Raw genomic sequence first — 25667 nt, forward strand, 5'->3', positions numbered from 1 at the left:
ACTCTGGTTCCCGCCATGGCCCTGAACTTTACGTGTCAGCCGAGCAATCCCACGGATATCCTGCCTTGCCTAGTCTTGAAACCGCACTGATGAACCATGCGGGTCTCGTCATGGACGCGTTCGCCCTGGACGCTGCGACGCTGAATGGCGATTTCGATGAGGCGCGATTCCTCGCAATGGCTGTTGCCAGCAATGCCGACGTTATAGGCCTTAGAGGCGTCGCTCAGGCTGCGGCGCATTTGGCCGTTGCCTTGGGCCCGCCAGGTCTTCCTCCCGGCGCAGGCGTCGGTCCGTATATGGTGATGTTGGCAGACGCCCTGGACGAGGCCGACCCGCGACACGGCAACCATTTCTAGAATGGTCCCGAACACGTAGCGGCCTCGAGAGGCCGCTACCGAAACTACCGCCATTTAAACGTTAGGCCGCCTTCTCCACCCTTTTCTGCCTTCCCACTTGCTCCGCGAGCATCGTCAGTTTCTTGTCGGCGGCCTTTTCTTCGGCAAGCGTTTCAAGAAGAAGAGGTACAGCCTTGGTATATCCAAGCTGCTTAGCCATGGCCGCTAAGGTGCCATACGATGCTATCTCGTAATGTTCCACCTTGTTGCCACCGCCGATCAATGCGACGTCGCGCAGGGGGCCTTTTTCTATCTCCTCGATGACTTCTTTTCCTTCCTCAACAAGACCTTCCATTGCCGCGCACTTCATGCGTTTTAACTTAATGCCGAGTAATTCAACGATCTGATCAATCCGGTCAACCTGGCCCATCGTTTCGTCAAGGTGCAAATCGAATGCCTCCGCGAGCTCGGGCGAGGATGAGGCCCGCGCCAGCTTTGGTAGTGCTTTTGTCAACTGCTTTTCCGCGCTGTAGATGTCGGAAAGTTCGTGGACGAATAGTTCTTCGATCGTTTTTACAGTCATGTGCGTCTCCAAGTGAAGACTCAGCATGCGCTTCGAGATTGGGCAAGACGCTAACGTGAGGTGACGCCTTCAATCATCCATGTGACGATCCGGCCTAACCGAACTCCCCAACGAACTCAACGCTGCGCTGGCGATTCGCCTGAGGGACGCTCAACTTCTGGACTCTCCACCGGCGTGGGGTCATCCGTTTCTGGCTTAACCGGCTTGCCTGGAAGATTGTCGGGCCTTGTCGGATCACCGATAGGACCGGGATTGGTAGTGCGGGCGTTTGTGCGATCGCTAATCATGAGGCCTCCTAGGGAGACCTGAAGACTTCCCTTATTCAGGTGACGGTGTAGGGACTTCGCTGCATGCATGTCCTCACGCGGATGGCGAGAGTTTGTCGTGCCTATTCGTCACCCTCACCAGGTTGAAGGCCTAGACCGAAAGTAGTACGCACAAACTTGCGAGACGTCACGTACGATCAGGCCCATGAACCGTTTGCGCACAGCGGTGATACTCAACTTCGCGAAGATGAGCCGCGAAGCAATCGCCATGAATGAAGCCCTTCTCGGCCGTGATTTCGATGAAGCCCGTTTCCGGGCTCATCTGATTCGAGTCATGGCTGCGGAAAGCGAGTGCACCGAGGTTTGGCGAGCTGCCAGGGACGTCTCAGAGCTGCTCGGCGGCGTCGGCTCCCTACCTGAGCCCGGCTACGGGCAAGCGATCCTCAGACTGGCAGACAGGCTACGTATGCCGTCGTGACTTTAGGGGGGTATCGGATAGCCGACCACCGAATCGCCTGCTCGCGCGATATAGCGCGTATGCTCTTGACTATGACGCGCATCGACAGCTCAGCGACAGCGAGATTCGCGGCAATGAACTCCGATGCCGCTGCCATTACCGGTGCAACCATCGCTCACGACTTCGATGAAGCCAGGTTTCGCGCCCATCTGGTCACAAAAGCCGCAAAAGCACTTGGGTTATGGGCAATCGCCGGAGCGGCTTTTGAGATCGAGATCACTCTCGGGCCGTTGGGATCTGCACCGTCGTCGGATATCGGGCACGCGATGCTACGGCTAGCTGACCTGATCAACCCTGGTCGGAAACAGAGTTAGGGTCGACCGAGATTTGAGCCCCTTCGTCCCTGACATCGTGCAAGGAATAACCCGCTAGCCTCCAGCCGGGCTGCCCGCTGACGGTGCTGTTCCGGAGGACTTTCGCCTCGTGGTGCCTGATCCACCTGTCCAAGAAGCGTTTGCCCTGCGCGACGGATGCCACGCGGTGGTTTCGCCCCTCTCCGGTCGCCCCGCTGGGATATAGGCATAACTGCAGGCCCATAGCCGTACGGCCAAGGCTGGCGAAACGCTTATTGCTCCCGACAAGGGTGGCATGGATCGCGTGGGCCGGGTTGGTGGCGGTTGTCCAGGTGACGGTAGGCATGGGCCGGCGACGATACGCGGGCCCATCTTATGCGGCGGGACACGGCCAGCGCTATGCTATGTCATGATCCGTATCGACGAAGAAGCGATCCTCCAGTTGGCACAACTAACCGCTGACGCGATCGCAATGAATGATGCCGCCCTCGCGGATGATCTGGATGAGGCTCGCTTCCGGGCCCGGCTGATCCTCTCAGCAGCGCAAGGAATTGGCCTTCTCGACGTGGCAGAGGCCGCAGAAGCCATAGTGGTCCTTCTGCGACCACCCGGCAATGAGCCCATCCCAGGCTATGGGCACGCCATGCTGAGGCTGGCCAAGGCCCTGAGTCCACCATCCAGGCGGACTTGCACTACCGCTTAGACGGTCGCCCGTAAATGCTCGGGTGCGCTTCGATCTCCGCTTGCACCGCCCTGGCCTCGGTGCCTACCGCCTCGACGGCTGTAAGGATTGCGGGAACGGATATTCCAAGGACAATCGACCACAGTTGAAGGCCCTGTTCGTCGGCCAGATCAATGTGTCGCGAGGTCCCTACTGGATCGGCGCGTTTATCGTCGGTCATGTGGGTGCTCGCCAGGTCGTCGCGGCCACAAATTGCCGTTAGACATGTGGTGATTCCGTCGCGACCTCGTGGTCCTGGGCTTTAACCAAATGAAAGTCCAGAGCTAGTGTTCGATGCTGCCCGATGCCCATATGATTGGGACAGGCCTCAAGCATGAGACATCCATGATTCCGTCATTCCCCCGATGGGTATGGGCGTGGGCAGCACTTCTCCCTGCCGTCGCCGGAAGTACTAATGCCGTTGCCCTCCTGACCCTGCGGCACAGCGGCGTTACCCACCTTACCGGCATCTCGACCGAGGCAGGCATCGGGATCGGTGCGGGAGACACGGGGCTCCTCCTTCATGCGACGGCAATCATCGGGCTTTTCACGTTCGGATGCGCTCTAAGCTCAGCCTTGGCACGAGGGCCACGATGGATCCCATCAGCGAGTATCGCCGCCCTGATTTTGACCGTGGCCATCCTTCTCGCTATCGCAAGCAGGGTCATCGAACTTGCGCCTGCATCGGGGCTGATGGTCTGTGCACTTGCTCTCGGTGTACAAAATGGCACCACCTCCCTTACAACAGGCGCCGTCCTTCGAACCTCTCACCTAACGGGCATGTTTACCGACATTGGAATAGCGCTAGGTCAGCGGACCTGGGCTGGCCCGGTAGATTCGCGACGGGTCGCGGTGTGCGCACTGGTCATCTCCAGTTTTGTTCTGGGGGCCGTGGCAGGAGCCGTTATGTATGAACGATGGGAAGGCAATGCCCTGCTTGGCAGTGCGGCATTGGCTGCGGTGGTTGCAGTGTTATCTGCCAGCCTGTGCCTGCGAAAACGACTGTCGGAGTCTTAAATGACAACAAACAAGCGCCACTCTTCGCCAGGTTATATTCCTGACTCGCTACAGATTAACCGGCGGGCCAACCTTCGCTCGATCATGGAGGAACTGGAAAGCGATGGTGTCGAGTCGGCGTTGCTCATCGATCAGGTTCTTGGCATGGCGACCGGCACCGTGGCCAATGTACGGAAGGGAGCCGAGATCACAGACGCCATGGCGCGAGAGATCGAGTGGGCCATGAACAGGCCTGCGGGATGGCTCGATAGAGGCCCGAAAGAGACCGATATCTGAGGTGTTAGCGGATCGCACCGCCTTCTGCGGGATGCTCCGATGCAAGCTGGAGTGGACCATCCGAGCAAGTCCCCATGGTTGCGGTCACGAGGTCGGCAGGGGGAACGATCGAGGGAGCCGGGGCCACGCTACGGCGTGGCCATGCTTCGCCTGGCAAAGCTCATGACCCCGCCGCCGGCGGCTTAGGCAGTCTGCTCGACGGGCGCCTGGCTGTCGATGATCTGGCCAGGCGTGTGCACCACCCAGCTGAAAGCTCCAGGTTGCGGCGCGATCGCCTTCACTTCGTCCAGGGTAGGGATGGTAGCCGGCAACTCGCCGTTGAAACCCATCTGCCAGGCTGACGCCCACTTCCACAGGGCGTCCCGCCACGCGATCATCGCGGCGGCATCGCCGGCGAACTGCGCCACCCCAGAATCCTTGTAGGACACACACGACAGCACCGAATCGTAGGCGTTCTGCTTCGCCGTGTCCTCCATCCACTGCTGCAAGCCGGCGGTGAACATGGCGACATAGTCAGCGAATGAAGGGCCAGGCACGGGCTCTGGTACGTTGCCAGCCGCCAGCCACTGCTGATATGCCTCCCATTCGATGGAGCTGTTGATGCTCACCGTGGAGCCGGCCTCGGCGTTGAACACGACATTGGGATCGCTGGTAAGGACGTACATCGTCAGAACTCCGCGCGCAGGATAAAGGCATTGGCCGTATTCAGCTGCGCGAGCGCGCCGGCCGAAGGGGTTCCACCACTGATCGTTCCATTGAGGTCGATGGCAACACACGTCTCGTTTCCGCCGGACAGGCCTACCGCTGGCGTGTTCATGCTGTAGATCGCCACTTGAGTTGCCTCGACATTGAGGTTCGCCGTGATAAACGAGATGTCCGGCGTGCGACGCATCGGTGGGTTGAGGGGCTGGAAAAATCGTACGCTGGACGAACTGCCAAATCGCCCAGTGATGAGTTGTGACGTGGGGCGGCTGTAGCGCTGCACCAAAAGCTGTTCTACCTGGAGCGCCCGGTACTCAAAGTCGGTCGCCGGCGTCGTGTTGGTCGCCACCGCCTCGGCCTGCACACCGCATATGTCGAGATAGGCCGCCGTCGTCCACGTGCCAACGGGAGTTACGCCGCCAGTCGTGTCCTGGTTGTAAAGGTAGAACGACAGGTTCACGTTGCTGTTGGTGCCAACCGTCTTTCCGGCCACGCTGGGCATCGTCAAGTAGACGGTATAGCGGGCCCATACGGTCGTTATGGCCGCAGTCCCGTTAACCACGACGGCCGCGGAACCACCGGTGCCGAACGCCTGGGCTGCAGCTACCACGATGGTGCGGTTCGAGTCCGCCTTGGCCCAGAACGAAACAGCCATAACCTGGCCGCCGAAGGTCCTCACATCCTCGATGTACTGCAACATGCGGATGATCGAGCCGGTGCCGCCCTGCGAGCCAAGGGTGGACGCTTTCAATCTGCAGAAGTATGGCGTCTCAACGGGCACGTCGGTCTGCCCAAGCGCGAATGCCTGCGCCGTTCCGGTGATCGTGCTGTTGCCGGATCCGCCACTGCCGGGATAGGCCTGGAACAGCCAGCGATCACCCCATCCCACCGCATTGACGGAGGTCTGCGATCCCGTCAGGCCAGCCTGCCAGAAGCGGAAATCGCCATTAATGACGCGGTTACGGAAGGCCTTCATCCGCGAACTGAATGCGGTGGCATCGGCAATGCCGGCTTCGACATCGTCAACGCGGGCGTCTAGCTCCACACAGTTCTGGCTCAGCTTCATGAGGGCAGACGTGCCGTTGTCGCCACCTTGGGCGACGGGCCGGAAATCGACAGGCTGGACGGACATGGTGTTCCTCAGTAGTTGGAGACATCGATGACCAGGATCACCGCTGTCCCTTCGTTAATGGTTGATACGCCCTGTGGACCATCCACAATCATCCCCTGCCCCGTTACCACCCCCGCGTTCGCGCGTGTCGCATAGAGCATCGTGTTACCCGCCTGCGCCGATATGCTGAAACCCACCTGCATGTGGATACAGGCATAGGTTCTCGCCGCGTCGTAGTTCCTCGTGGTGGTTGGCCGGGCCGAAGCCGAATACATGTCGTTAATGCGCATGTATTTCTGCATGATGTCGAACGTCTTCTGACCCGCGGCGTTGAACACCTGTAGTCCCAGGTGAGGGTCCGTATCGAACGGCACGTCGAAGATGAAATACGGCACCTGCGTGCCCACGCCACCACCGGACACCAGCATGATTCCCCACCGATTTCCCGCGGTGTCGAACCAGATCTGCCCCACGGCGAAACCCGTGCCCGCGACCGCGATCAGTGGCATCGTCAGACCGGTGCGGTAGAACACCACGAAGGACGTTCCGCCGGCGTTCGACAGGTTCGTCGTCGCCGCGGATCCTTTCTCGCGCACGGTCAGGTTGCGATATTTGTCATCGGCTTGGACAGTCACGCCGTCGGCGAGAAAGAGCTGGAATCCGACCGTCATCAGTAGCGCCCGTACAGCATGGTGGCGTCGACGGCGCCACCGGGAAAGCCGCCGCGTGGGGACCACGAGATGGTGTCGCCCGAGATTGTCATCACCGGCGAGTACCTGTTCCCATTGGCCGTGTACAGCGCGTACCAGATGGCGCCCGTGCCCGAGTCTGGGACGTTGACCGAGCCCGTACTGCCCGCGCCGACTACCAGCGATCCGAAGAGGCGAGAAAGGCGCGTGGTGACGTCGATTATCAGGTTTCCGCTCTCGTCGAAGACCTGGGCACCGACACCCATTACCAGGCGCCCCAGCGAAAGCGGAGCGTTCCGTTCCCGTCGTAGAGGCGCGCGCCCGCACCATCACGCTCCGTGCGAAAGCCAGACCCGGAACCGCGCTGTATCAGCGCCCCGTTCGGATCGATTTCCCAGAGCGGGTTGCCGTTGGAGTCCGTGGCCGCCGACCGCAGGTAGGCGATCTTCGCCGTGGTGATCGAGGCGTTAGCAATGAAGGCGCTGTCGACGAATACCTGGCCACCTGTAATGACGAACGGAAACCTTGCCGCTGCGCCCCCGTTCGATGCGTCGAATACGGCAAAGGTCGCTGCGTTCACCAGCACCTGCGAGGTTACCGTGCCGCCGCTGTAGTCTACGCCAACGGCGATGCCGGCAAGGTAACGTTGACCGTTCGCTGCGATCTCGGTCTTAATCGTGTAGCTGGCCGAGACCTTGCCGTCGAGCGATGCCTGGGCATTCGAGATCAGCTGGATCGAGGCCTGATACGACGAAACCGTGCCCGTGACCGACGACACTTGGGCCGACAAGGTATCCGTACGACTCGCCTGTGCGCGATCGCCATACACCTGAGCCAGGGTGTAGGAGTAATAACCTGCGGTCGGCAGCGTCTCCCAGTCAGCCGCGTCATCGCCATCGCCTGTGTATTCGCCTGCACCCTTCGGATTCACCTGGGCGTAGATCGCATCGGTACGTGACGCCGTTGCCTGAACGGCATCGCCTAGGTCCTGAACCTGCAGGTTCGTGTCGTAGATCGATCCCACGAGGCCATAGGCGGTTTGCACGCGCGCGCCGATGTCGCGCCACATGGTTGCATCTGTGCCTGGCTCAGGGCCGTTCAGCGGGATTGCCTGCACCGCCCTGTAGAGGCGCTCGCCATGAGCCACGATGGTCGCGATCGCATAGGCCTTCGCGGCCTCCCATTCGGGCGCCTGGATGAACGCCTGTAGGTCGTCGATGGCATCGAACTTCGAAAGGAGATCCTGCGCCAGCTGGGTGCTACTGATCTTGCCCGTCAGGTAATCGAGGATCTGGGCCGCGTCGCTGCTGCTCTCGCCGTGGATGGGGCCGATCTCTGGCCCGTAGTTCCCCGTATCCGTGCCGCGCACGCGGGCCCAGAAGTAAAACTCGTCGCCAGCCCGCAGATTCAGGAGCGAGTAGCTGTTCGCCGGCAATGCCACCGTGGCGAGCGGCGCGGCCTGCGCCCGGGTCGGCGTCGTGCCGAAGAAGATCTCCACGGCGTCGGCGCCGATGAGGTTCAGGCGGTCGGGCATCTGCCAGGTGAGCAGGATGGCCATGACCATGGGCGTGGCCACAAAGTTGGTCAGCTCGCCCAGAACCGGCGGCGCGCCGGATACGTCCACCGGGTTCTGGTTCCACGGGCCCGGAAGGCCGAGGCGGCCCACGGCGCGCGCGCGAACGATCCACGTGCCCGCGGGAATCCGCGCCTGAATCGAGTTGGTAGTAGCGATGGCCTCGGACTTCGGAAGGCCGGAGGCGCGCAGGGCGCTCTCGATACGGCGGACAGCCGATGCGTTGGCCTTCGCACTGCCCTTTTCGACTTGGTCGGACGCGAGAAGGGATTCGGCGAAGCCCTGTTCGACGGCGTCGCTCCCGCCGATCCATGTCTCGGCATCCATGAGCTTTGCCATGTCGTCCCTGCTCTCGCCCGTGTGCGCGGCGTAGATGTCCGCCATGGCGCGATCGAACGGTTCGAGGGTGTCGGCGTACTCGCGCAGGTCGTTGCGGTTACCACTGGCAACGACCCAGGCGTTGTGAATCATGAAGAAGCCAGCCCGGGCGATCTGCACGGTGTCGCCGGCCATGGCGATGATCGAAGCGGCCGACGCCGCGAGGCCGAGCACGCTGACGTTGACCTCACCATCGAATGCGCGGCGGCAATCTGCCTCGGTGGCCAAGCCCATCTGCACCAGGCACATCACACAGAACGGATGGGTGCGCAGGTGAGCCGCCTCACGATCCAGCAGCGCAACGCCCTGCACTACGCCACCACGAAGGTTCACGGCGACCGCGAGGTGCGCGCGCAGCGCATCCGCCGGGCGAAGCACTCGCGCTCATCCACGCCGGTGCTCCAGTGCTGGCTGGAAGACCGCGGCGGCTGGTTCCTATGCCTTCTGCTCGGCCTCGCTGTGCTTGCCCGGGCCGCAGGGGTGACCTCGTGAGCCGCCTGGAACAGCGCCTTCAAGGCGCACTCGCCTGGTGGATGGCCGCGCCCATGGACGAGAAAGCTGCCGTTGCGCTGCTCGTCCTGCCGTGGGTTATAGCCCTGGTCATCGTCTCCGCCGCACCTGCGCATCCCCTCCCCTCCCCCGTGCGCTGAGCGGCATCACCCGAGCCCGGCGGTTTGACCGGGCACCTATTCAACAGCGCCGGCATCGCCGGCAAGGAATTTGCAATGCCACGTGGCGTTACCTACGGCTCATTCACCGCTCGCTACGGCGAGAAAGTCTCCGTCGACGGCTCCAGCTCAATCGTTCCGACCTGCTGGCTGCGGATCAACTCGGCCAAGGACAAGAACGACGGACTTGGCGGCGAGCGCATCGAGACAGAAGCGCTCCTCACACCGGAGCAGGCACGCGTGCTGATCGCTTCTCTCGAAACCTTCGTGGCATCGGTCGTCGACGACGACGAATAACCCATGCCGCGCACGCCCGACCTCTTCTCCGGCTGGTTCGACAACCAGGCCAACCTCGCGAAGAACATTCAGGACATCGCATGACCAGCACGACCGTCTCTCCCGAAGACTTCGAGAAAGCCCTGAAGCGTGCCTGCCTGCGTTCCATCGCCTTGCACGTAGGTTCCGACCCGTTGCGTGCCGGCGACCGAACGGCGGTCCAGTACGGCGCCCTGCTGAAGGACATAGCCGACGAGGCCGACCTGTCCGGATCGCAGACCAGGCGCCAGCTACGGAAGATGGCCGAGGCTGGCAAGGTCATCCGCGACGACCGCCGCGGCGGCTCCACTGCGTGGTGGCTGGTCGGGCTTGCTGCCGAGCTTAAGGGTTCAGATCCGGTGTGCGCTCCGCGTCAGGGTGTGACGGCTGTTTCCACCTCCGCGCCGGCCGTGCACGCCACGCCATTGCCCGCGACTACCCGTCAGGCCCAGACACCGCAGCGCGACAACTGGTGGGAAGTCCTGGGCGTCAACAAGGACGACTCGTTCCGCGAGTGCACCGCCGCGTACGAAGAGATCCACGCACGGCTGCTCGGCGATGAGGGTCCCGAAGCGCCAGCCCTTATTGCCCGCCTCAAAGTCGCCTACGACGGTGCGGCCAAGGCCCACGAAGTGCAGGTTTCCGAATGAGCATCCCCGCTTATCCCCTCGCATGGCCCGAAGGCTGGAAGCGCACGCCTGATCACGGCCGCGACCGTGCGCGCTTCGGCCGCAAGACGCAATCGGGCACGAACACCTGGAAGACCCACACGCAGCTGACTATCAGCCAGGCGGGGGAGCGCGTGCGCGCCGAGCTCGGGCGAATGGGCGTCTCCGACGATGACATGGTGATCAGCACGAACCTCGTGCTGCGCATGGACGGCCTGCCGCGCTCCGGTCAGGCCGAGCCGCGCGACCCGGGCGTGGCTGTGTACTGGAAGCGCCGTAACGAGCGCAATGCCCCGCCGAAGTGCATGGCCATCGACCAGTACGACCGCGTCGCCGACAACCTCGCCGCGATCGCGGCAACCCTGGAAGCCATGCGCGCGATCGAGCGCCACGGCGGGGCCGCCATACTCGACCGGGCATTCAAGGGATTCGTAGCGATTGAGTCGCCCGATGCGGACTGGGCCCGTGTCTTCAACATCAAGCCCGAGTCGTCCGAGACGGAGGTCCGCGACCGGTACCGCTACCTGCGTTCGCTGCACCACCCGGACAACGGCGGCGACGCCGAGAAATTCGACCAGGTCCAGAAAGCCTGGGTCGGTTACTGCCGCGCGAATGGCGCCCAGGAGACCGAATGAATTTGCCCATTATGTGCAACCCATTCGGCCATCCGCAGTTCGCCAGAGTCTTGCAGACCGTGGATAAGCGCGATCTGTTCCCGCTCATGCCTGCCCAGCTGGTAGCAAATAGGCTCGAGCCGGTACTGCATGACGACCTTGCCAGCCATGACAACCGTGTAGCCATGCGAGTCGTAGCAAAGGGTTCGAGTCTCGCCCGTCTCAGCGTCAGGGCAAATTGGAATCTCAAGCATGTTGCCTCCCGGTGCAGGCCATCACGAACGCCCCCATTCGGCAGGTCTCGACCATACACATTACGCGTTATGGGGGCGTGACCATGGACCCGCAGATCCAGCCCAAGCCTAGCAACGCGCACAAGCCCCGCATCCGCATCGTCGAGTGCCGCGAGACGGTCTACGAGATCCGCCAGCCGGACTACGACGTGGTGCGCAACAAAGCTGGCGAGATCACCGCGGTGCCCTCGGGCCGCTTCCTCCGAAGCATGACCTGCAAGGAACTGTCGACTGCAATGGAATGCGCACCGCGCGGCGCCGCGGGTCGCCCGCAGCACGCTATCGAGACGGCTGGTCGTCCCTATTACGGCAAGCCCATTCTGGACGCGCCATGACGCCCGACACCGAACGTCCCGACGCCTGCGCGATCGCGGGCAAGGTCCACCTCTTTATCGGCGGCGCGCACAAGGTCATGTCGCCAGGCGCCGCCGAAACCTTCATTCCCAAGATCACCGACGCCATCGAACTGGCGAAGAAGCAGGAGGCCGACAAGCCATGAACGACCAGACGTACCGCGATTTCAAGGAATACCTGAGGACCAGGAAGCTTCGCAAGAGCATCGCGCTTTCGAAGCGTCGCAAAGCGCGCGGCGTACAGCATGTGGATGGCCGCGCAGGCCGCGCAAGGTCGGGAGATAAGGGATGAGCAATCTGGCCCTCAACGACATTGCCTACCGCGTCGCCAAGCACGGCCGGATTTCCCGTGACGAGCCGTGCCAGGAGGAACTGGACGCCATCAAGGCGCGTATCGCCCAACTCACCTCGCGAGAGGCGAACGGGGATGAGAAGCCGGTGGCTTTCAGAATCATTGACCGCTATGGCCGTCCTTATCCGTGGGTCGATGCTTCGTTGGGTGACCCAGAGACCGTCGTTGGTGAGAGCGAGCGCGTCGAATACGCTTATGCCCACCCCGCCGCGCATGAAGCCGCCAAGCCGAACGGCGAAATGGTCGAAGTCACGAAGGAAGACGGCAACAACTATTGCCTGATTCTGAGCGCTCTAGGCATGGAGGAAGAAGGCGACCCGGTTGCGGAGGTTCGTCGTCTTGTAGACCTTGAAGCTGCCAAGCCAGTGGAGGGCATGGCCCTTGTCCCGGTCGAGCCGACGCCAGAGATCGTGGCTGCCGCTGCCATCGCAGCCTGGCCAGTGGCTTCGAAAGCCGACGTGGAGATGGCCAAGAAGGCCGCCATTATCGTGCTTCGCTCCATGACGGCCGCCCAGCCCGGTATCACGCTTGATCAGGTTGCTGCGACGATCGCCACTATGGCACCTGCGTACCGAGCGATGATCGCTGTCGCTCGCAAAGGGCTGTCCGCATGAAGCCTGACACCCTAGTCGGCAACGTGTCAGTCCGAGGCATACGGTCTGAGCACGTTCATAGCTGCGCCAATCCGCCCAGAATGGGCGACGAGTTCTTTCTGAATGAAGCCGGCGAAGTCTACGTACGCGCGATCGGTCATACCCGGCTTCGTAATCTCGGCGTTGATCAGCTCACCAACACGCATGATTTCCGTGTATGCACGAACCACAACGCTCGAGATGTCCTGACCGAGGTCCGGCAGCATGAGGTAGAAGCGCTCGAACGTCGGGAGCGTTGGCGCCCTAAGGCGATGCACCCAACCTTTGTAATCAGCCTCGGATTTCAGCTCCGCGTTCTTGAAGGTTTGGCTTTGCTGGTTAACGACTGTTTGCCAGGTCGCAAGGTCCGTGCACAACGCAGTCGCCAGCGCAGTGCGCACGTCCGCTTGCCGCTTGCGGTCCTTGCCCCATTGGTAGAGACCCAGCCCAAGGGCAACGACTGCCGCTGCGGCGGTAGCCAGAGCCGACAGGATGCTCCATCCAGACTCGACTTGCACCGTTTGGGCGCAGCTCGCCTGCACCAACGCCAGGTAACCCACCATGCGTGAACTCCCCATCCTTTTCAGTGCGCCGATGGTGCCCGCAACGATTTATCGCCGCAATCGGCGGTGGCCCTCACGCACGTCTGCCGCCCTTCGCCAGCGCTCCAGCCTGAAGGATAGCTGCTTGGACCGCGCTGGGAATGCTCGCCTCATCGGAAGCCGTGCCTGCAAGCTCGCCGGTGGAATGGGTTGTACCGACGAATTGCGCCAGCCACTGAAGCTCATGCCCGGTCGGTTCGAAGCTGACGGTGACGAGGATTCGACGGCCTCGCTCATCAACCAGGGTCAGGTCGCTCTGCATTTGCGCTATCCCCATCTACTGCCAGAACTGGCGTTGGCCCAGAATCGCCGCCTCCAGGGCTTTCCGCACCTCGAGATCGGCCGCGTCGTCATCCCCAGCTGTCAGTTGTCCGCTGGGTCCACCTACGAGGCGATCTGCTCGATATACCGTCCCTTCCCAGATCACAATCCCAAGGGCTCCCCGCCCCCAGGTTGCACGGTAACGGAACTCTCCGAGTGTGCCTGTAATGAATTTGAGCACTACGACGACCCAGTTTCGCGAATGACGACCATAGTGACCGCACAAACTTGGCCCATCAACCCGGCCCTATCCGGCTCAGTCGCGATACGTGCCGCTGAGCACTGCAGCTGTGCGCTCAGCGTCGTGCCGAGCCCTGGCCAAGGCATCGTCCGGATTGGTGAACACTGCGGTCGCACCGGACACCAGCGCCCCCTGAGCCTCAGGCATCTCCGCTTCGAGCGCTTTTTCCCGGGTGGCATAGACGGCCCACGAAGCCTTCCACCCAGCGGGATCGCGCTTAACGGAGAAAACGGCCCAGTGCGAGCCAACAACCAAGGGTTCTGCCATGCGTGAGCTTCCGATTCTATTCTCGGCTCCGATGGTGCGCGCCCTTCTCGAAGGCCGCAAGGAGGTCTAACGGCGTGAGCACCAATCACCACATCATCGATGCGGCGGAGCTTCGCCGGCAGTCCGGGCTGACGCAGCCGGCCGCGGTGAAGCGGTGGGCCAGTGCCCAAGGCATCCGGGTGTTCGACGGTGCCGATGGCCCTTGGACAACCATCGAGGCAGTCAATAAGGCCTTGGGGGTATCCTCGGCTTCCAACGACCACGCCTACTCACCGGACATCGTGTAAATGCCCCGAGGACGCCCAAGGAGGCCGGACGCCTCCATCCCTAATCACATCGAACAGGCGAAGCTGCCGAAAGGCTGCTACTGGGATAAGCGCGATCGCGTCTGGTACACCATCCTGCCGGGCGTCAAGGCCTCTCGGCGGAAGATTGCCGACGCCTCGGCGCTGATGTCGGACCTGCACCGCGTGATGGAACAACTCGCGGGCGTCGACCGTAACTCGCTCGACTTCGTCATGGCCCAGTTTGAGGTAAGCGAGAAATTTAAGAGCCTCGCGCCGGCAACACAGGCGGGCTACAAAAAGTATCGCAAGGTGGCCAGCAGCTTCCCGACCGCTGCCGGACCGCTCGGCTCGCTGGCAGTGCGCGGCCTCACTGCGCCGCTGATGCAGAAGGTGATCGACAAGATCGCGGCCCAGGGCACACCGACGAAGGCGAACGCCCTGCTCCGCTACCTCCGCCGCATGTTCCGCTGGGCAAAGAACCGCGGCTTCTGCGAAACCAATCCGTGTGCCGGGCTCGAGCAGGCGAAAGAGCGCCAGCAGCGCCGTCTACCCGATGACTGTGCGATGGTGGGCATCGTCTCGTTCGCGAAGGTGCGCGGTGAATACACTGCGCACCGCGAGGGCGCGCTTGCACCATACCTCTGGCAGATGGTCGAGATCATGTACTTATGCCGGCTGCGCGGCATCGAGGCGCTGACGCTCGCGGACGATGCTGAACTGGCCGAGGGACTGATGACAAACCGAGTGAAAGGTTCGCGCGACAACATCGTCGCCTGGACGCCTCGCCTCCGCGCCGCGTGGGATGTAGCGAAGGCCAGGCGCGACGAGATCTACGCGCGTCACCGCCTACCGGTGCCGTTGCACGCGAAGGACCGGCGCGTGTTTGTTAACCAGACCGGCGGTCCACTTGCGAAAAGCACGTTCGACAGCGCCTTCCAACGCCTGATGAAGCTGGCGATCACCGAGGGCGTAATCACTGAGGCGCAGCGATTTGGGCCGCACGACCTGAAGCGCAAGGGCATCACGGACACGAAGGGAACTCGCGGCGAGAAGCAACGGGCAAGCGGTCATAGATCCGAACGCATGCTCGACGTTTATGACTTCGAATTGCCGGTGGTTGCCCCGTCAGAAAAGGACTGATGGCGGCGCTACAGTGGTTTTACTGAGTTGAAGGGCACGACTTCTTCGGATGCCCTCACCTATTCGGAAGCCGATTGTGTGGGCACTCATAGGAGCCCGCCATGTCCACTGCCAATAAGCCGAACATCCTTGTCATCATGGGTGACGACATCGGCTGGATGAACCCCAGCTGTTACCACCGCGGCATGATGGGCTACTGGACGCCCAATATTGACAGAATTGCCGCCGAGGGAGCCCTGTTCACGGACTGGTATGGGCAGCAGAGCTGCACTGCGGGACGCGCGGCGTTCATAACGGGGCAATGCCCCATTCGCCCGGGGCTTACAAAAGTGGGCCTGCCTGGCGCTGATATTGGCATCCAGCCGGAAGACCCGACGATCGCCGAGGTCCTGGCGCCTCTGGGTTATGTATCAGGCCAGTTCGGCAAGAATCACTTGGGCGATAAGAACAAGTACCTACCCACCGTACATGGGTTTTCAGAGTTTTACGGCAACCTCTATCACCTCAATGCCGAGGAAGAGCCCGAAGATCCGCAGTATCCGAAGGATCCTCGCTTCAAGAATTTGTTCGGGCCGAGGGGCGTTTTGAAGGCCAGGGCCACAGATAAAGACGACACGACCGATGAGCCACGCTGGGGAGTTGTCGGAAAGCAGAGCATCGAAGATACAGGGCCTCTGACCAAGAAAAGAATGGAAACAGTCGACGAGGAGTTTGCCGGCGCCGCGCTCGATTTTATCGATCGCCAGGCGAAAGCCGGCACCCCGTTTTTCTGCTACATGAATACGACGCGCATGCACGTCTGGACCCATCTGAAACCAGAATCCCAAGGCGTTACAGGGCTGGGACTCTACCCGGATGGCATGGTTGAACTTGACGGCTTCGTCGGCCAATTTCTCGACAAGCTCGACGAGCTCGGCATCTCGGACAACACCATTGTCGTCTTCACGACCGACAACGGTGCCGAAGTACTCAGCTATCCCGACGGCGGTCAGACCCCTTTCCGGGGCGAGAAAGCCACGAACTGGGAAGGCGCGTTCCGCGTGCCCATGGTCATTCGCTGGCCAGGCGTCATCGAGCCTGGCTCCATTATCAACGACATCTGTGCCCATGAAGATCTGCTCCCCACTTTCGCTGCAGCTGCGGGGGACACGACGATTAAGGAGCGGCTGCTCAAGGGCACCTCGCTCGCGGGCAAGCAGTTCAAAGTTCACCTCGACGGGTACAACCTAACCGACGCTCTCCGCTCGCACGAGAAGAGCGGCACAAAACCGCTCAGCTTCGCCGAGACATGGCCCCGGCAAGAGTTCATCTACTGGAACGATGACGGCCAGCTATGTGGAATTCGGCTAAAGAGCATCAAGCTGAACTTCCTTCAGCAACTCCACAAGGGATTGGACGTTTGGACACGTGAGTTCACCAACTATCGCATCCCACGTGCCTACAACCTCCGATCCGATCCCTTCGAGCGCGCGGATGAATCGGGCATGCCGTTTCAGACATCGAACCAGCTATTTTTTATCGTCCCCGCACAAGCTGTCGTTGCAAGATGGCTTCAATCGTTCAAGGAATTTCCGCCGCGCCAGAAATCGGCCAGCTTCAATGTCGACGATGTTGTCGAGAAGATCATGGATGCCGCTGCGAAAGGTCCTGGCCGGTAGTGCAATGCGCTGCTGCAAGTGGCCAGCACGCGACCAAAGAGCGCTTATTTTTACGGCGATTTTTACGGGTAAGTGTGCGGCTGCGGTAAATTCTCGCGTAAGCCACTGATGTTTCTGGTGCCCGGAGTGGGACTCGAACCCACATACCCTTTCGGATGAGGGATTTTAAGTCCCTTGCGTCTACCGATTTCGCCATCCGGGCTGAAAAGAAAAAAGGCGCAACCGCTTACACGGTGCGCCTTGGAATGCGATGGAGGCCGAGGTCGGAATCGAACCGGCGTACGCGGATTTGCAGTCCGCTGCATGACCACTCTGCCACCCGGCCATCGCTTGCGCAGGCGGAGAGTATCCGCATAGCGCTTAAAAAACAAAACCTCGGTCACCCGAGGCTTTGTGGAATCTGGAGCGGGAAACGAGACTCGAACTCGCGACCCCGACCTTGGCAAGGTCGTGCTCTACCAACTGAGCTATTCCCGCGTCGTAGTCCGGTTATTTTAGGGAACTGGACGATTGTGTCAACTGTTTTTGTCACCACGCAGCGCAGGCCATGCGGCGCGCAGGTAATCCAGCCCCGACCAGATGGTGAGGATGCCCGCGATCACCAGCAGCGCCTCGCCAATGTGGTACAGGCGCAGGGTTTCGGCATCATGCTGGAGCAGCAGTACCACCAGGGCCACCATCTGCATCATGGTCTTGAGCTTGCCCAGGAAGGCCACCTTGACCTTGGAGCGGGCACCGATTTCGGCCATCCACTCGCGCAGGGCCGAGACGCTGATCTCACGGCCCACGATCACGGCGGCGGTAATGGCCAGCAGGATGCCGGGCCAACCGGTAGGTGCCGACTGCACCAGCAGGAACAGGGTGATGGCGACCATGAGCTTGTCGGCCACCGGATCGAGGAAGGCGCCGAAGGCCGAGGTCATATCCAGGCGACGGGCCAGGTAGCCATCGAGCCAGTCGGTAAACGCCGCCAGCACAAAGACCACGGCCGCGGCCAGGTTAGCCCCGCGGAACGGGAGGTAGAAGACGACCACCATGACCGGCAGGAGCAGCACACGGAAAAGGGTAAGCCAGGTAGGCAAGTTGATACGCATGGATTCAGCCGGTTGCGGGAGGCGTCGCGCTGGCAGGCGCTTCCGTTCGATCAGGGGTGCAGCATGGCATAGATGCGTTCTGCGAGGCCGCGATCAATACCCTTTACGCTCATCAATTCTTCAACACCGGCCGCCTCGACGCCGGATAGACCGCCAAACGCCTTCAACAGTGCCGCGCGGCGGCGCGCGCCCACGCCAGCCACGTCCTCCAGCGTACTGCGTTCGCGGGCCGCCTCGCGCTTGCGGCGGTGGCCGCTGATCGCAAAACGGTGCGCTTCGTCACGTACCGCGGCCACGAGGTGCAGCGCGGGGGAAGACGTACCCGGGTGCAGCATCTTGCCGCTCTCGGCCAGCACGAGGGTCTCCTCGCCTGCCCGGCGCCCCGGGCCCTTCGCTACGCCGACCACGCGGATGCCTTCCACGCCAAGTTCGCGCAGCACATCCACCGCCTGGGCCACCTGCCCCAGGCCACCATCGATCAGCAGGATGTCCGGCTTCGCCCCACCCTCCACCACTTTCTTGAAGCGGCGGGTGAGCGCCTGGTGCATGGCGGCGTAGTCATCGCCCGGGGTGATGCCGGTGATGTTGAAGCGGCGGTAGTGCGATTTCTCCGGCCCTTCAGGGCCAAAGACCACGCACGAGGCCACCGTGGCTTCGCCGCGGGTGTGGCTGATATCGAAGCACTCGATGCGGCGCGGCGGCTCGCTGAGTTCCAGCACCTTCTGCAGGTCGTCGAAGCGCGCCAGCAGCGTGTGCCGGCTGGCGAGCCGCGACGTCAGCGCGGCGCTGGCGTTGCGTTGTGCCATCTCGAGGAAACGCGCCCGGTCGCCGCGCACATTCGGCTTCAGCTGCACGGCGTAACCCGCGTGCTGCGAGAGCACGTCGGCCAGGATCTCCATGTCCTCGACCGGATCGCTAAGCACCAGCTCACGCGGCACCTGGCGCTCCAGGTAGTACTGCGCGATGAACTGCGCCAGCACATCGCCCACCGAGGCATCGGTGGGCAGGCGCGGGAAGAAATCGCGCGAGCCCAGGCTGACGCCATTGCGGAAGAACAGCACGCTCACACACGCCATGCCGCCATCCATGCAGCAGGCGATCACATCCATATCGGCGCTGGCGCCCTGCACGAAGTGCTGGGCCTGCAGCTTGCGCAGCGCGGCGACCTGGTCGCGCAGCGAGGCGGCGCGCTCGAAATTCAGCGCGGCGCTGGCCTGCTCCATCGACTTGGCCAGCTCATCGATCACGGCGCTACTGCGGCCTTCGAGGAACATCTCCGCGTGGCGCACATCGCTCCGGTAATCGTCGACGCTGATCAGCTGCACGCACGGCGCACTACAGCGGCCGATCTGGTGCTGCAGGCAGGGCCGCGAGCGGTTCTTGAAGTAACTGTCCTCGCACTGGCGCACCTTGAACAGCTTCTGCATCAGGCCCAGGCTTTCGCGCACGGCGAAGGTGCTGGGGTACGGGCCGAAGTAACGCCCTGCCCCGGTCTTGGCGCCACGGTGGAATGCCAGTCGTGGGTAGTCCTCCCCGCCCGACAGGTAGATGTACGGGTAGCTCTTATCGTCACGAAGGACAATGTTGTAGCGCGGCTTCAGCGACTTGATCAGCTGCGATTCGAGCAGCAGGGCTTCGCCGGCGGTGCGTGTTAGCGTCACTTCCGCACGATCGATCTGCGACACCATGGAGGCAATGCGCGGATCCATCGGCGGCTTGAGGAAGTAGTTACTGACCCGCTTCTTCAGGTTGGCGGCTTTGCCCACGTACAGCAGCTCGCCCTCGGCATCGAAATACCGATAGACGCCGGGCGAGGTGGTGAGGTGGCGAACGAAGGCCTTGCCATCGAACGGATGCGACTCGGTGTGCTCCATCGGGGCATTTTAGCTGGTGATGGGCAACCGGGAATGAAAAACGCCGGCATGGAGGGGGACCATGCCGGCGCGACCTTCCTTGGGGGAGTGTCGCCTTCGTCCATGAAGTGTTTCCGGCGACAGGGATAGGTTACGGCGGCGCCCGCGTCGGCGCGCCCGGCGAAGTCCGGCGAAGCCTGTAAGCCCCGCCCTCGCCCCCTTGTGGGGGAATCCCTACAGGTGTCCCGATTCCTTCAGCCAACGCTCCGCCCGGGCCAGGTCTTCGGGGGTATCGATGCCCGGCGGGAAAGGCTCGGGCGTGAGGTTCACCGAGATGGCATAGCCATGCTCGAGCGCCCGCAGCTGCTCCAGCGATTCGGCCTGCTCCAGCGGGGTGCGCGGCAGGGCCGCCATGCGGCGCAGGAAGCCCGCACGGTAGGCGTAGATCCCGATGTGGCGCAGGAACGGTACCCCGGCCGGCAGGGCGTGGCGGTCGGCCGCGAACGCGTCACGCGCCCACGGCGCGGGGGCGCGGGTGAAGTAGAGGGCGCGGCCATTACCACCCCGCACCACCTTGACGATGTTCGGATCGAACAGCTCCTCCGCATCGGTGATCGGGGTGGCCAGCGTCGCCATGGGCGCCTCGTCCCCGGCGAGCGTATCCACCACCGCACGAATGCCGGCGGCCGGCGCGAACGGCTCATCGCCCTGCAGGTTCACGACTACGGTGTCCTCGGGCCAGCCAAAGTGATTGACCACCTCAGCAATCCGGTCCGTGCCCGAGGCGTGGTCCTCGCGGGTCATGCAGACCAGGATATCGCCCTCGCAGCCCCGCATTTCTGAGGCGACCCGGGTATCGTCCGTGGCCACCACCACCTGGGCGGCGCCAGCGCTGGCGGCACGCGCGGCCACCCGCCGCACCATGGACAGACCGCCGATCGGAAGGAGCGGCTTACCAGGCAGGCGCGTGGAGGCGTACCGCGCCGGGACGACGACGACGAAGGGAGGGGTCTTGGCAGCCATGCGTGGCGATCCGGGCGGGGGTCAAGCCCGCATTATGGATCGCCACGCGAGAACGTGTCGCGCGAAAGCGCACTCGCGCGCTGCACGCCCCTTTAGGAGCGCGCTTGCGCGCGATCTCACCCCGCCGAGCCGAGGCTGAACCCCACCCCGTTCGCCAGCTCAACAAACCCTGGAAACGACGTCGCCACGTTCGCACAATCACCAATGGTGATCGGCGCCGCGGCCACCAGGCCCGCAATGGCAAAACTCATGGCAATGCGATGGTCACCGTGGCTATCCACCGAACCGCCGCCGATCGGGCCGCCACGGATGATCGCGCCATCGGGCAGCTCATCGATCAGCACGCCGCAGGCTTTCAGGCCGTTAGCCATCGTGGCGATGCGGTCGGATTCCTTCACGCGCAGCTCGGCCGCGCCACGGATCGTGGTCATGCCTTCGGCACACGCCGCGGCCACGAACAGCGCCGGGAACTCATCGATCATGTCCGGCACGATATCCAGCGGCAGCGCCACGCCATGCAACGGGCGGTAGCGCACCACGAGGTCGGCGATGACTTCGCCGCCGCTATGGCGCTCGTTCTCAACGCCGATGTCGGCGCCCATCAGCTCCAGCGCGGCAAGCAAGCCGGTGCGGCGCGGGTTGAGGCCCACGCCTTTCAGGCGTACCAGCGAACCGGGCACCACGCACGCCGCGACGATAAAGAACGCTGCTGACGAAAAGTCCGCAGGCACGTCCACGTCGACAGCGCGCAGCACATGGCCGCCTTCGACCTTCGCCTTGCCGGGCGAATACTCGATGGGCCAACCGAATGCCTTGAGCATGCTTTCGGTGTAATCGCGCGTGGGGTGCGGTTCGATCACCTCGGTGGTGCCTTCGGCATACAGGCCCGCCAGCAGCAGCGCCGACTTGATCTGCGCGCTCGCCACCGGCGATTTGTAGGTGATGCCCTTGAGCTTGCGGCCGCCGTGGATGCGCAGCGGCGGCTTCCCGTCGTTCGTATCGATCTGCGCACCCATCTCGCCTAGCGGATCGGTGACGCGGCGCATGGGGCGGCCGGAGAGCGAGGCGTCGCCCACCAGGGTGGCATCGAAGCCCTGCCCCGCCAGCAAGCCGGCGAGCAGGCGCATGCCGGTGCCCGCATTGCCGCAATCGAGCGGCTCATCGGTGCCGCGCAGGCCATGCAGGCCCACGCCATGCACCACGCGCTCGCCGGGCGCGGGGGTATCAAAGCGCACGCCCAGCTTGCCGAGGATGGCGGCGGTGGCGCGGGTATCTTCGCCCTCAAGGAAACCACGGATATGCGTGGTGCCCTCGGCCAGCGCGCCAAACATCAGCGCACGGTGCGAAACGGATTTGTCGCCGGGTACGACAAGGTCGCCGTGCAACGCACCTGCGGCGCGGCGGCTTACCCAATCCAGGCGGGTCATGGCAGGTTCTCCAGAAGACGTTGCAGCTCGGCACGGCTACCGATGCTGACGCGCACGGTGTGCGGCAGGCCGTAGCCACCCATGGGACGGACGATGACACCGTGTTCGAAAAGGTGCTTCTCGAAGGCGGCGGCATCCTGGCCCAGGTCGACGAGCAGGAAGTTGGTTTGCGATGGCAGCACGCGGAAGCCGCGCGCGGTGAGTTCTTCGGCCAGCCAGGCGCGGTCGCGGTGGTTGGTTTCGCGCACGCGTGCGCGGTGCTCGTGATCGCCGAGCGAGGCCTCGGCAGCGGCCAGCGCCACGCCGTTCACGTTGAACGATTCGCGCAGGCGCTCCGCCACGGCGGCGACCGACGGATGGCTAAGCATGTAGCCAATCCGCAGGCCCGCCAGCGCGTACGCCTTGGAGAACGTGCGCGTCACGATCAGGTTCGGGTAACGCCCCAGAAGATGAAGCGCGGTGCTCAGGCCCGGGGCATCCACGTATTCGTGGTACGCCTCGTCCACCACCACCAGCGTTTCGGCCGGTACATTCGCCAGGAATTGCTCCAGCTCGGCATCGGTGAACCAGGTGCCGGTAGGGTTGTTCGGGTTGGCGAGGTAGACAATACGCGTGGCCGGCGTGACCGCCTTCGCGATCGCTTCGAGGTCGTGGCCGTAGGGCGCGGTCGGGTGATCGGCAGGCAATGCAGGCACGGCAATAGAACGCGCACCCGCCGCGGCCGCGGCGATCGGAAACACCGCGAAACCGTACTGCGAATGCACCACCGGGTGATCCGCATCGGCGAAGCACTGCGCCAGCAACATGAGCAGCTCGTGCGAACCGTTGCCCAGCGTAATGCTGCGCACCGGCACGCCCAGCTCGCCCGAAAGGCGCTGCTTGAGTGCGGCACCCAGGGGATCGGGGTAACGCCAGATATCGTCCAGCACGCGGGTGGCCGCGCGCATGGCCAGGGGGCTGGGGCCTAAGGGGTTCTCGTTGGAACCCAGCTCGGAAAGCACGCCGCCAAAACGCAGGCGGAGCGCGGGAAGATCGTGGCCCGGATCGTAGGCACGCAGGGCCGACGTCGCGCGGTTGGCGAGCGAGGCGGCATCAAACTGTTCGGTCATGGCAGTGCGACAGGGTAGGCGCCGAGAACGCGCACATCAGCGGCGGCAGGTTTCATTTCTTCAAGGGCGGCTTGCAGGGCAGCATCTTCGACATGGCCGGAGACATCGATAAAGAACGCGTACTGCCACTTGCCGGTGTGTGCCGGGCGCGACTCGATACGGTTCATGCTGATGCCATGCTCGGCGAGCGGCTTCAACACATCGAACAGCGCGCCAGGCTTGTCACGCACCGACACCAGCAGCGAGGTGCGATCGTTGCCCGAGGGCGGGAAGATGGTGCGGCCGATCACGAGGAAGCGCGTGGTGTTGTCGCTGCGATCTTCGATAGGGCCCGCGATGATCTTCAGGCCGTATACGCGCGCGGCGGTTTCACCCGCGATGGCCGCGGATTCCGGCGAAAGGCGTGCCATGCGAGCCGCTTCGGCATTGCTGGATACGGCGATGCGCTCCACGTTCGGCAGGTTCACGCGCAGCCACGCCTGGCACTGCTGCAGCGACTGCGGGTGCGAGTAAATGCGCTTGATGTCCTTCATATCGCCGGTGAGCGACAGCAGGTTCTGGTGAACGCGCAGCTCCACTTCGCCGCAGATGGTGGCCTTGGAGGTGAGGAACATATCCAGGGTCATCTGGATCATGCCCTGCCCCGAGTTCTCCACCGGCACCACACCAAAATCGGCGTTACCGGCGGCCACTTCCTGGAACACCTCTTCGATGCTGCCCAGCGGCAGCCCGTAGGCGGCGTGGCCGAACTGCTTGCGCACGGCCTGCTCGCTGAAGGTGCCCTCGGGGCCGAGGTAGCCGATCTTCAGCGGCTGCTGCTGGGAAAGGCACGACGACATGATTTCGCGGAACAGGCGTACCAGTTCCGCGTGCGGCAGCGGGCCATCGTTGCGATCGATGACGCCGCGTAACACCTGGGCTTCCCGTTCGGGTCGGTAATACTCCACCGCCGCCTTCAACGGGCCCTTGGCCCGGCCGACCTGCTGTGCCCAACGGGCGCGCTCACTGATGAGCGACTGCAGTTGCTGGTCGATGCTGTCGATGCGCTGGCGCGCCTCGGTCAGCGTGGCTTGCTTATCGGTGGAACTACTTTTGCTCATGGACTTCCAGGCGGCTAAGTGGTTGCAAATGAAACAGTTACCACCGCAAATGCATTGCTGCATTGCGGTGATCCCCGACTTTAACCGTGCCGCGTTGCAAAGTCCCGCATGAAATTCACAAGCACCTGCACCGCGTCCAGCGGAACGGCGTTATAGAGCGATGCGCGCATGCCACCGACGGCCTTGTGGCCCTTGAGCGCCAGCAGGCCCGCGGCCTCGGATTCCTTGAGAAATGCGGCATCCAGCGCGCTGTCGTGCAAGGTGAACGGCACATTCATGCGCGAGCGCGAACTGACTTCCACCGGGCTGCGATAGTAACCATTGGAACTATCGATCGCGTCGTAGAGCAGCGCCGCCTTCGCGGCATTGCGTGCACCCATGGCCTTCAGGCCACCCTGCTCGTCCAGCCATTCAAACGTCAGGCCAGCGAGGTACCAGCCCCACGTGTTCGGCGTGTTGAGCATGGAATCGTTCGCGGCATGCTCGGCGTAGCGGAAGATCTTGGCCATCGGCCGTCCTGCGCGTGCCAGCAGGTCATCGCGAATGATCATGATGACGAGCCCGGAGGGCCCGATGTTCTTCTGCGCGCCCGCATAGATCAGGCCGAAGCGCGATACGTCCACGGGCTCGCTGAGGATGTTCGACGACATGTCGGCCACCAGCGGCGTGTCGCCCACCTCAGGGATGTCGTGGAACTCCACGCCGTGGATCGTTTCATTCGGCGTGTAGTGCACGTAGGCCGCGCCGTCGCTGAGCTGCCACGTATCACGCGCGGGAAGCTTCAGGTAGTGATCAGCCTCGGATGTGGCGGCCACGCGGGCATCGAGGTAAGGCGCGGCTTCGCGCACGGCCTTTTCGCCCCAGTGGCCGGTCACGATGTAATCCGCGTGATCGCCGGGGGCTGCGAGGTTCATGGGGATCTGCGCGAAATGCTGCGTGGCGCCACCTTGCAGAAACAGCACCTTGTAGTTGGCCGGCACGCCCATGAGGCTGCGCAGGCGCTGCTCGGCGGCGGCGGCCAGGGCCATGAACGGCTTGCCGCGGTGGGACAGCTCCATGACGGAGGCCCCGGAACCGTTCCAGTCGAGGAGCTCAGCCTGCGCGCGTTTCAATACCGCTTCCGGCAGCGCCGCGGGTCCGGCGCTGAAATTCCAGGCTCTGCTCACGTCTCGTCCTCTCGCATGGGTGA

General features: G+C 63.0%; 35 protein-coding genes and 3 tRNA genes. 16 read left to right on the top strand and 22 right to left on the bottom strand.

Features of this window, described 5'->3' with window-relative positions; all coding sequences use genetic code 11:
* Positions 1-35: 35 nt before the first annotated feature.
* Positions 36-239, bottom strand: a complete 204-nt coding sequence (locus ABIE56_RS04660; protein ID WP_429242673.1) for a hypothetical protein — start codon at positions 237-239, stop codon at positions 36-38.
* A 178-nt stretch (positions 240-417) separates the two neighbouring features.
* A complete protein-coding gene (locus ABIE56_RS04665) occupies positions 418-918 on the bottom strand; it encodes a ferritin-like domain-containing protein (RefSeq protein ID WP_429242674.1) in 501 nt (166 codons plus the stop codon).
* Positions 919-1389: 471 nt separating this feature from the next.
* Here ABIE56_RS04665 and ABIE56_RS04670 point away from each other — a divergent pair, with 471 nt between their 5' ends.
* The 3 genes from ABIE56_RS04670 (at position 1390) to ABIE56_RS04680 (ending at position 2697) form a co-directional block, all read left to right on the top strand.
* Complete coding sequence (locus tag ABIE56_RS04670) at positions 1390-1662, top strand: hypothetical protein (RefSeq protein WP_429242675.1); 273 nt, start codon at positions 1390-1392, stop codon at positions 1660-1662.
* Between the two features lie 113 nt (positions 1663-1775).
* Positions 1776-2015 carry a hypothetical protein gene (locus ABIE56_RS04675; RefSeq protein ID WP_429242676.1) on the top strand — a complete coding sequence of 80 codons (240 nt, stop codon included), beginning with the start codon at positions 1776-1778 and terminating at the stop codon, positions 2013-2015.
* Positions 2016-2403: 388 nt separating this feature from the next.
* Positions 2404-2697, top strand: a complete 294-nt coding sequence (locus ABIE56_RS04680) for a hypothetical protein (RefSeq protein ID WP_429242951.1) — start codon at positions 2404-2406, stop codon at positions 2695-2697.
* Here ABIE56_RS04680 and ABIE56_RS04685 read toward each other — a convergent pair.
* Positions 2687-2896 carry a DUF3606 domain-containing protein gene (locus ABIE56_RS04685; RefSeq protein ID WP_429242677.1) on the bottom strand — a complete coding sequence of 70 codons (210 nt, stop codon included), beginning with the start codon at positions 2894-2896 and terminating at the stop codon, positions 2687-2689. The genes ABIE56_RS04680 and ABIE56_RS04685 overlap by 11 nt on opposite strands.
* 164 nt (positions 2897-3060) lie before the next feature.
* Here ABIE56_RS04685 and ABIE56_RS04690 point away from each other — a divergent pair, with 164 nt between their 5' ends.
* Both ABIE56_RS04690 and ABIE56_RS04695 read left to right on the top strand, forming a co-directional pair.
* Complete coding sequence (locus ABIE56_RS04690) at positions 3061-3732, top strand: YoaK family protein (protein ID WP_429242678.1); 672 nt, start codon at positions 3061-3063, stop codon at positions 3730-3732.
* Positions 3733-4008, top strand: coding sequence for a hypothetical protein (locus ABIE56_RS04695; RefSeq protein ID WP_429242679.1), 276 nt, complete (start codon positions 3733-3735; stop codon positions 4006-4008).
* A gap of 182 nt (positions 4009-4190) precedes the next feature.
* On the opposite strand, the gene ABIE56_RS04700 is transcribed toward ABIE56_RS04695, so the two are convergent.
* The 5 genes from ABIE56_RS04700 to ABIE56_RS04720 are packed head-to-tail and all read right to left on the bottom strand — an operon-like array spanning position 4191 to position 8689.
* Positions 4191-4673 carry a hypothetical protein gene (locus ABIE56_RS04700; RefSeq protein ID WP_429242680.1) on the bottom strand — a complete coding sequence of 161 codons (483 nt, stop codon included), beginning with the start codon at positions 4671-4673 and terminating at the stop codon, positions 4191-4193.
* Positions 4674-4675: 2 nt separating this feature from the next.
* Complete coding sequence (locus ABIE56_RS04705) at positions 4676-5842, bottom strand: hypothetical protein (RefSeq protein WP_429242681.1); 1167 nt, start codon at positions 5840-5842, stop codon at positions 4676-4678.
* A gap of 8 nt (positions 5843-5850) precedes the next feature.
* Positions 5851-6492, bottom strand: a complete 642-nt coding sequence (locus ABIE56_RS04710; RefSeq protein WP_429242682.1) for a hypothetical protein — start codon at positions 6490-6492, stop codon at positions 5851-5853.
* Complete coding sequence (locus ABIE56_RS04715) at positions 6492-6776, bottom strand: hypothetical protein (RefSeq protein WP_429242683.1); 285 nt, start codon at positions 6774-6776, stop codon at positions 6492-6494. Before ABIE56_RS04715 ends, ABIE56_RS04710 begins: the two co-directional genes overlap by 1 nt.
* Positions 6776-8689 carry a head maturation protease, ClpP-related gene (locus ABIE56_RS04720; protein ID WP_429242684.1) on the bottom strand — a complete coding sequence of 638 codons (1914 nt, stop codon included), beginning with the start codon at positions 8687-8689 and terminating at the stop codon, positions 6776-6778. The genes ABIE56_RS04715 and ABIE56_RS04720 overlap by 1 nt, the downstream gene beginning before the upstream one ends.
* Before the next feature lie 45 nt (positions 8690-8734).
* Between ABIE56_RS04720 and ABIE56_RS04725 the strand changes: the two genes are divergently transcribed.
* The 5 genes from ABIE56_RS04725 (at position 8735) to ABIE56_RS04745 (ending at position 10747) form a co-directional block, all read left to right on the top strand.
* Positions 8735-8953: a hypothetical protein gene (locus ABIE56_RS04725; protein ID WP_429242685.1), complete on the top strand. Its 219-nt coding sequence runs from the start codon at positions 8735-8737 to the stop codon at positions 8951-8953.
* Entirely contained in the window at positions 8950-9111 is a 162-nt protein-coding gene (locus ABIE56_RS04730) for a hypothetical protein (protein ID WP_429242686.1), read from the top strand. Before ABIE56_RS04725 ends, ABIE56_RS04730 begins: the two co-directional genes overlap by 4 nt.
* Before the next feature lie 75 nt (positions 9112-9186).
* The gene (locus ABIE56_RS04735; protein WP_429242687.1) at positions 9187-9426 is read left to right on the top strand and encodes a hypothetical protein; all 240 of its coding nucleotides are present in this window, start codon (positions 9187-9189) and stop codon (positions 9424-9426) included.
* A gap of 80 nt (positions 9427-9506) precedes the next feature.
* Entirely contained in the window at positions 9507-10094 is a 588-nt protein-coding gene (locus ABIE56_RS04740) for a hypothetical protein (RefSeq protein WP_429242688.1), read from the top strand.
* Positions 10091-10747: a J domain-containing protein gene (locus ABIE56_RS04745; RefSeq protein WP_429242689.1), complete on the top strand. Its 657-nt coding sequence runs from the start codon at positions 10091-10093 to the stop codon at positions 10745-10747. Before ABIE56_RS04740 ends, ABIE56_RS04745 begins: the two co-directional genes overlap by 4 nt.
* On the opposite strand, the gene ABIE56_RS04750 is transcribed toward ABIE56_RS04745, so the two are convergent.
* Positions 10711-10980 (bottom strand): hypothetical protein, encoded by a 270-nt coding sequence (locus ABIE56_RS04750; RefSeq protein WP_429242690.1) that lies wholly within the window; start codon positions 10978-10980, stop codon positions 10711-10713. The genes ABIE56_RS04745 and ABIE56_RS04750 overlap by 37 nt on opposite strands.
* An 83-nt stretch (positions 10981-11063) precedes the next feature.
* Here ABIE56_RS04750 and ABIE56_RS04755 point away from each other — a divergent pair, with 83 nt between their 5' ends.
* From ABIE56_RS04755 to ABIE56_RS04765, 3 genes are all read left to right on the top strand, one after another.
* A complete protein-coding gene (locus ABIE56_RS04755; RefSeq protein ID WP_429242691.1) occupies positions 11064-11354 on the top strand; it encodes a hypothetical protein in 291 nt (96 codons plus the stop codon).
* Positions 11351-11518 carry a hypothetical protein gene (locus ABIE56_RS04760; RefSeq protein ID WP_429242692.1) on the top strand — a complete coding sequence of 56 codons (168 nt, stop codon included), beginning with the start codon at positions 11351-11353 and terminating at the stop codon, positions 11516-11518. The genes ABIE56_RS04755 and ABIE56_RS04760 overlap by 4 nt, the downstream gene beginning before the upstream one ends.
* A gap of 142 nt (positions 11519-11660) precedes the next feature.
* Complete coding sequence (locus ABIE56_RS04765) at positions 11661-12338, top strand: hypothetical protein (RefSeq protein ID WP_429242693.1); 678 nt, start codon at positions 11661-11663, stop codon at positions 12336-12338.
* A gap of 26 nt (positions 12339-12364) precedes the next feature.
* Here the strand turns inward: ABIE56_RS04765 and ABIE56_RS04770 are convergent, their stop codons facing one another.
* The 3 genes from ABIE56_RS04770 to ABIE56_RS04780 form a co-directional block, all read right to left on the bottom strand.
* Complete coding sequence (locus ABIE56_RS04770) at positions 12365-12919, bottom strand: hypothetical protein (protein ID WP_429242694.1); 555 nt, start codon at positions 12917-12919, stop codon at positions 12365-12367.
* Between the two features lie 73 nt (positions 12920-12992).
* Positions 12993-13220 carry a hypothetical protein gene (locus tag ABIE56_RS04775; protein WP_429242695.1) on the bottom strand — a complete coding sequence of 76 codons (228 nt, stop codon included), beginning with the start codon at positions 13218-13220 and terminating at the stop codon, positions 12993-12995.
* A 315-nt stretch (positions 13221-13535) separates the two neighbouring features.
* The gene (locus ABIE56_RS04780; protein WP_429242696.1) at positions 13536-13787 is read right to left on the bottom strand and encodes a hypothetical protein; all 252 of its coding nucleotides are present in this window, start codon (positions 13785-13787) and stop codon (positions 13536-13538) included.
* Positions 13788-13861: 74 nt separating this feature from the next.
* Here ABIE56_RS04780 and ABIE56_RS04785 point away from each other — a divergent pair, with 74 nt between their 5' ends.
* The 3 genes from ABIE56_RS04785 to ABIE56_RS04795 all read left to right on the top strand — a co-directional run bounded on the left by ABIE56_RS04785 (position 13862) and on the right by ABIE56_RS04795 (position 16872).
* Entirely contained in the window at positions 13862-14074 is a 213-nt protein-coding gene (locus ABIE56_RS04785) for a hypothetical protein (protein WP_429242697.1), read from the top strand.
* Positions 14075-15214 carry a site-specific integrase gene (locus ABIE56_RS04790; protein WP_429242698.1) on the top strand — a complete coding sequence of 380 codons (1140 nt, stop codon included), beginning with the start codon at positions 14075-14077 and terminating at the stop codon, positions 15212-15214.
* A gap of 101 nt (positions 15215-15315) precedes the next feature.
* Positions 15316-16872, top strand: coding sequence for an arylsulfatase (locus ABIE56_RS04795; RefSeq protein ID WP_429242699.1), 1557 nt, complete (start codon positions 15316-15318; stop codon positions 16870-16872).
* 115 nt (positions 16873-16987) lie between these two features.
* On the opposite strand, the gene ABIE56_RS04800 is transcribed toward ABIE56_RS04795, so the two are convergent.
* From ABIE56_RS04800 to serC, 10 genes are all read right to left on the bottom strand, one after another.
* Positions 16988-17074: transfer RNA gene (locus ABIE56_RS04800), tRNA-Leu, on the bottom strand.
* Positions 17075-17123: 49 nt separating this feature from the next.
* Positions 17124-17197 (bottom strand) — tRNA-Cys (locus tag ABIE56_RS04805).
* 76 nt (positions 17198-17273) lie between these two features.
* A tRNA-Gly gene (locus ABIE56_RS04810) sits at positions 17274-17349 on the bottom strand.
* Positions 17350-17387: 38 nt separating this feature from the next.
* Positions 17388-17966, bottom strand: a complete 579-nt coding sequence (gene pgsA, locus ABIE56_RS04815; RefSeq protein WP_429242700.1) for a CDP-diacylglycerol--glycerol-3-phosphate 3-phosphatidyltransferase — start codon at positions 17964-17966, stop codon at positions 17388-17390.
* A gap of 50 nt (positions 17967-18016) precedes the next feature.
* Complete coding sequence (gene uvrC / locus ABIE56_RS04820) at positions 18017-19840, bottom strand: excinuclease ABC subunit UvrC (RefSeq protein ID WP_429242701.1); 1824 nt, start codon at positions 19838-19840, stop codon at positions 18017-18019.
* 213 nt (positions 19841-20053) lie between these two features.
* Positions 20054-20842 carry a 3-deoxy-manno-octulosonate cytidylyltransferase gene (gene kdsB, locus ABIE56_RS04825; RefSeq protein ID WP_429242702.1) on the bottom strand — a complete coding sequence of 263 codons (789 nt, stop codon included), beginning with the start codon at positions 20840-20842 and terminating at the stop codon, positions 20054-20056.
* A 116-nt stretch (positions 20843-20958) separates the two neighbouring features.
* The gene (aroA, locus tag ABIE56_RS04830) at positions 20959-22269 is read right to left on the bottom strand and encodes a 3-phosphoshikimate 1-carboxyvinyltransferase (RefSeq protein ID WP_429242703.1); all 1311 of its coding nucleotides are present in this window, start codon (positions 22267-22269) and stop codon (positions 20959-20961) included.
* A complete protein-coding gene (gene hisC / locus ABIE56_RS04835) occupies positions 22266-23378 on the bottom strand; it encodes a histidinol-phosphate transaminase (protein WP_429242704.1) in 1113 nt (370 codons plus the stop codon). The genes aroA and hisC overlap by 4 nt, the downstream gene beginning before the upstream one ends.
* Positions 23375-24478: a prephenate dehydratase gene (gene pheA, locus ABIE56_RS04840; RefSeq protein WP_429242705.1), complete on the bottom strand. Its 1104-nt coding sequence runs from the start codon at positions 24476-24478 to the stop codon at positions 23375-23377. The genes hisC and pheA overlap by 4 nt, the downstream gene beginning before the upstream one ends.
* Before the next feature lie 80 nt (positions 24479-24558).
* The gene (serC, locus tag ABIE56_RS04845; protein WP_429242706.1) at positions 24559-25644 is read right to left on the bottom strand and encodes a 3-phosphoserine/phosphohydroxythreonine transaminase; all 1086 of its coding nucleotides are present in this window, start codon (positions 25642-25644) and stop codon (positions 24559-24561) included.
* Between the last annotated feature and the right edge of the window lie 23 nt (positions 25645-25667).

It is taken from the genome of Luteibacter sp. 621, from assembly GCF_050435445.1.
Taxonomy (GTDB): domain Bacteria; phylum Pseudomonadota; class Gammaproteobacteria; order Xanthomonadales; family Rhodanobacteraceae; genus Luteibacter.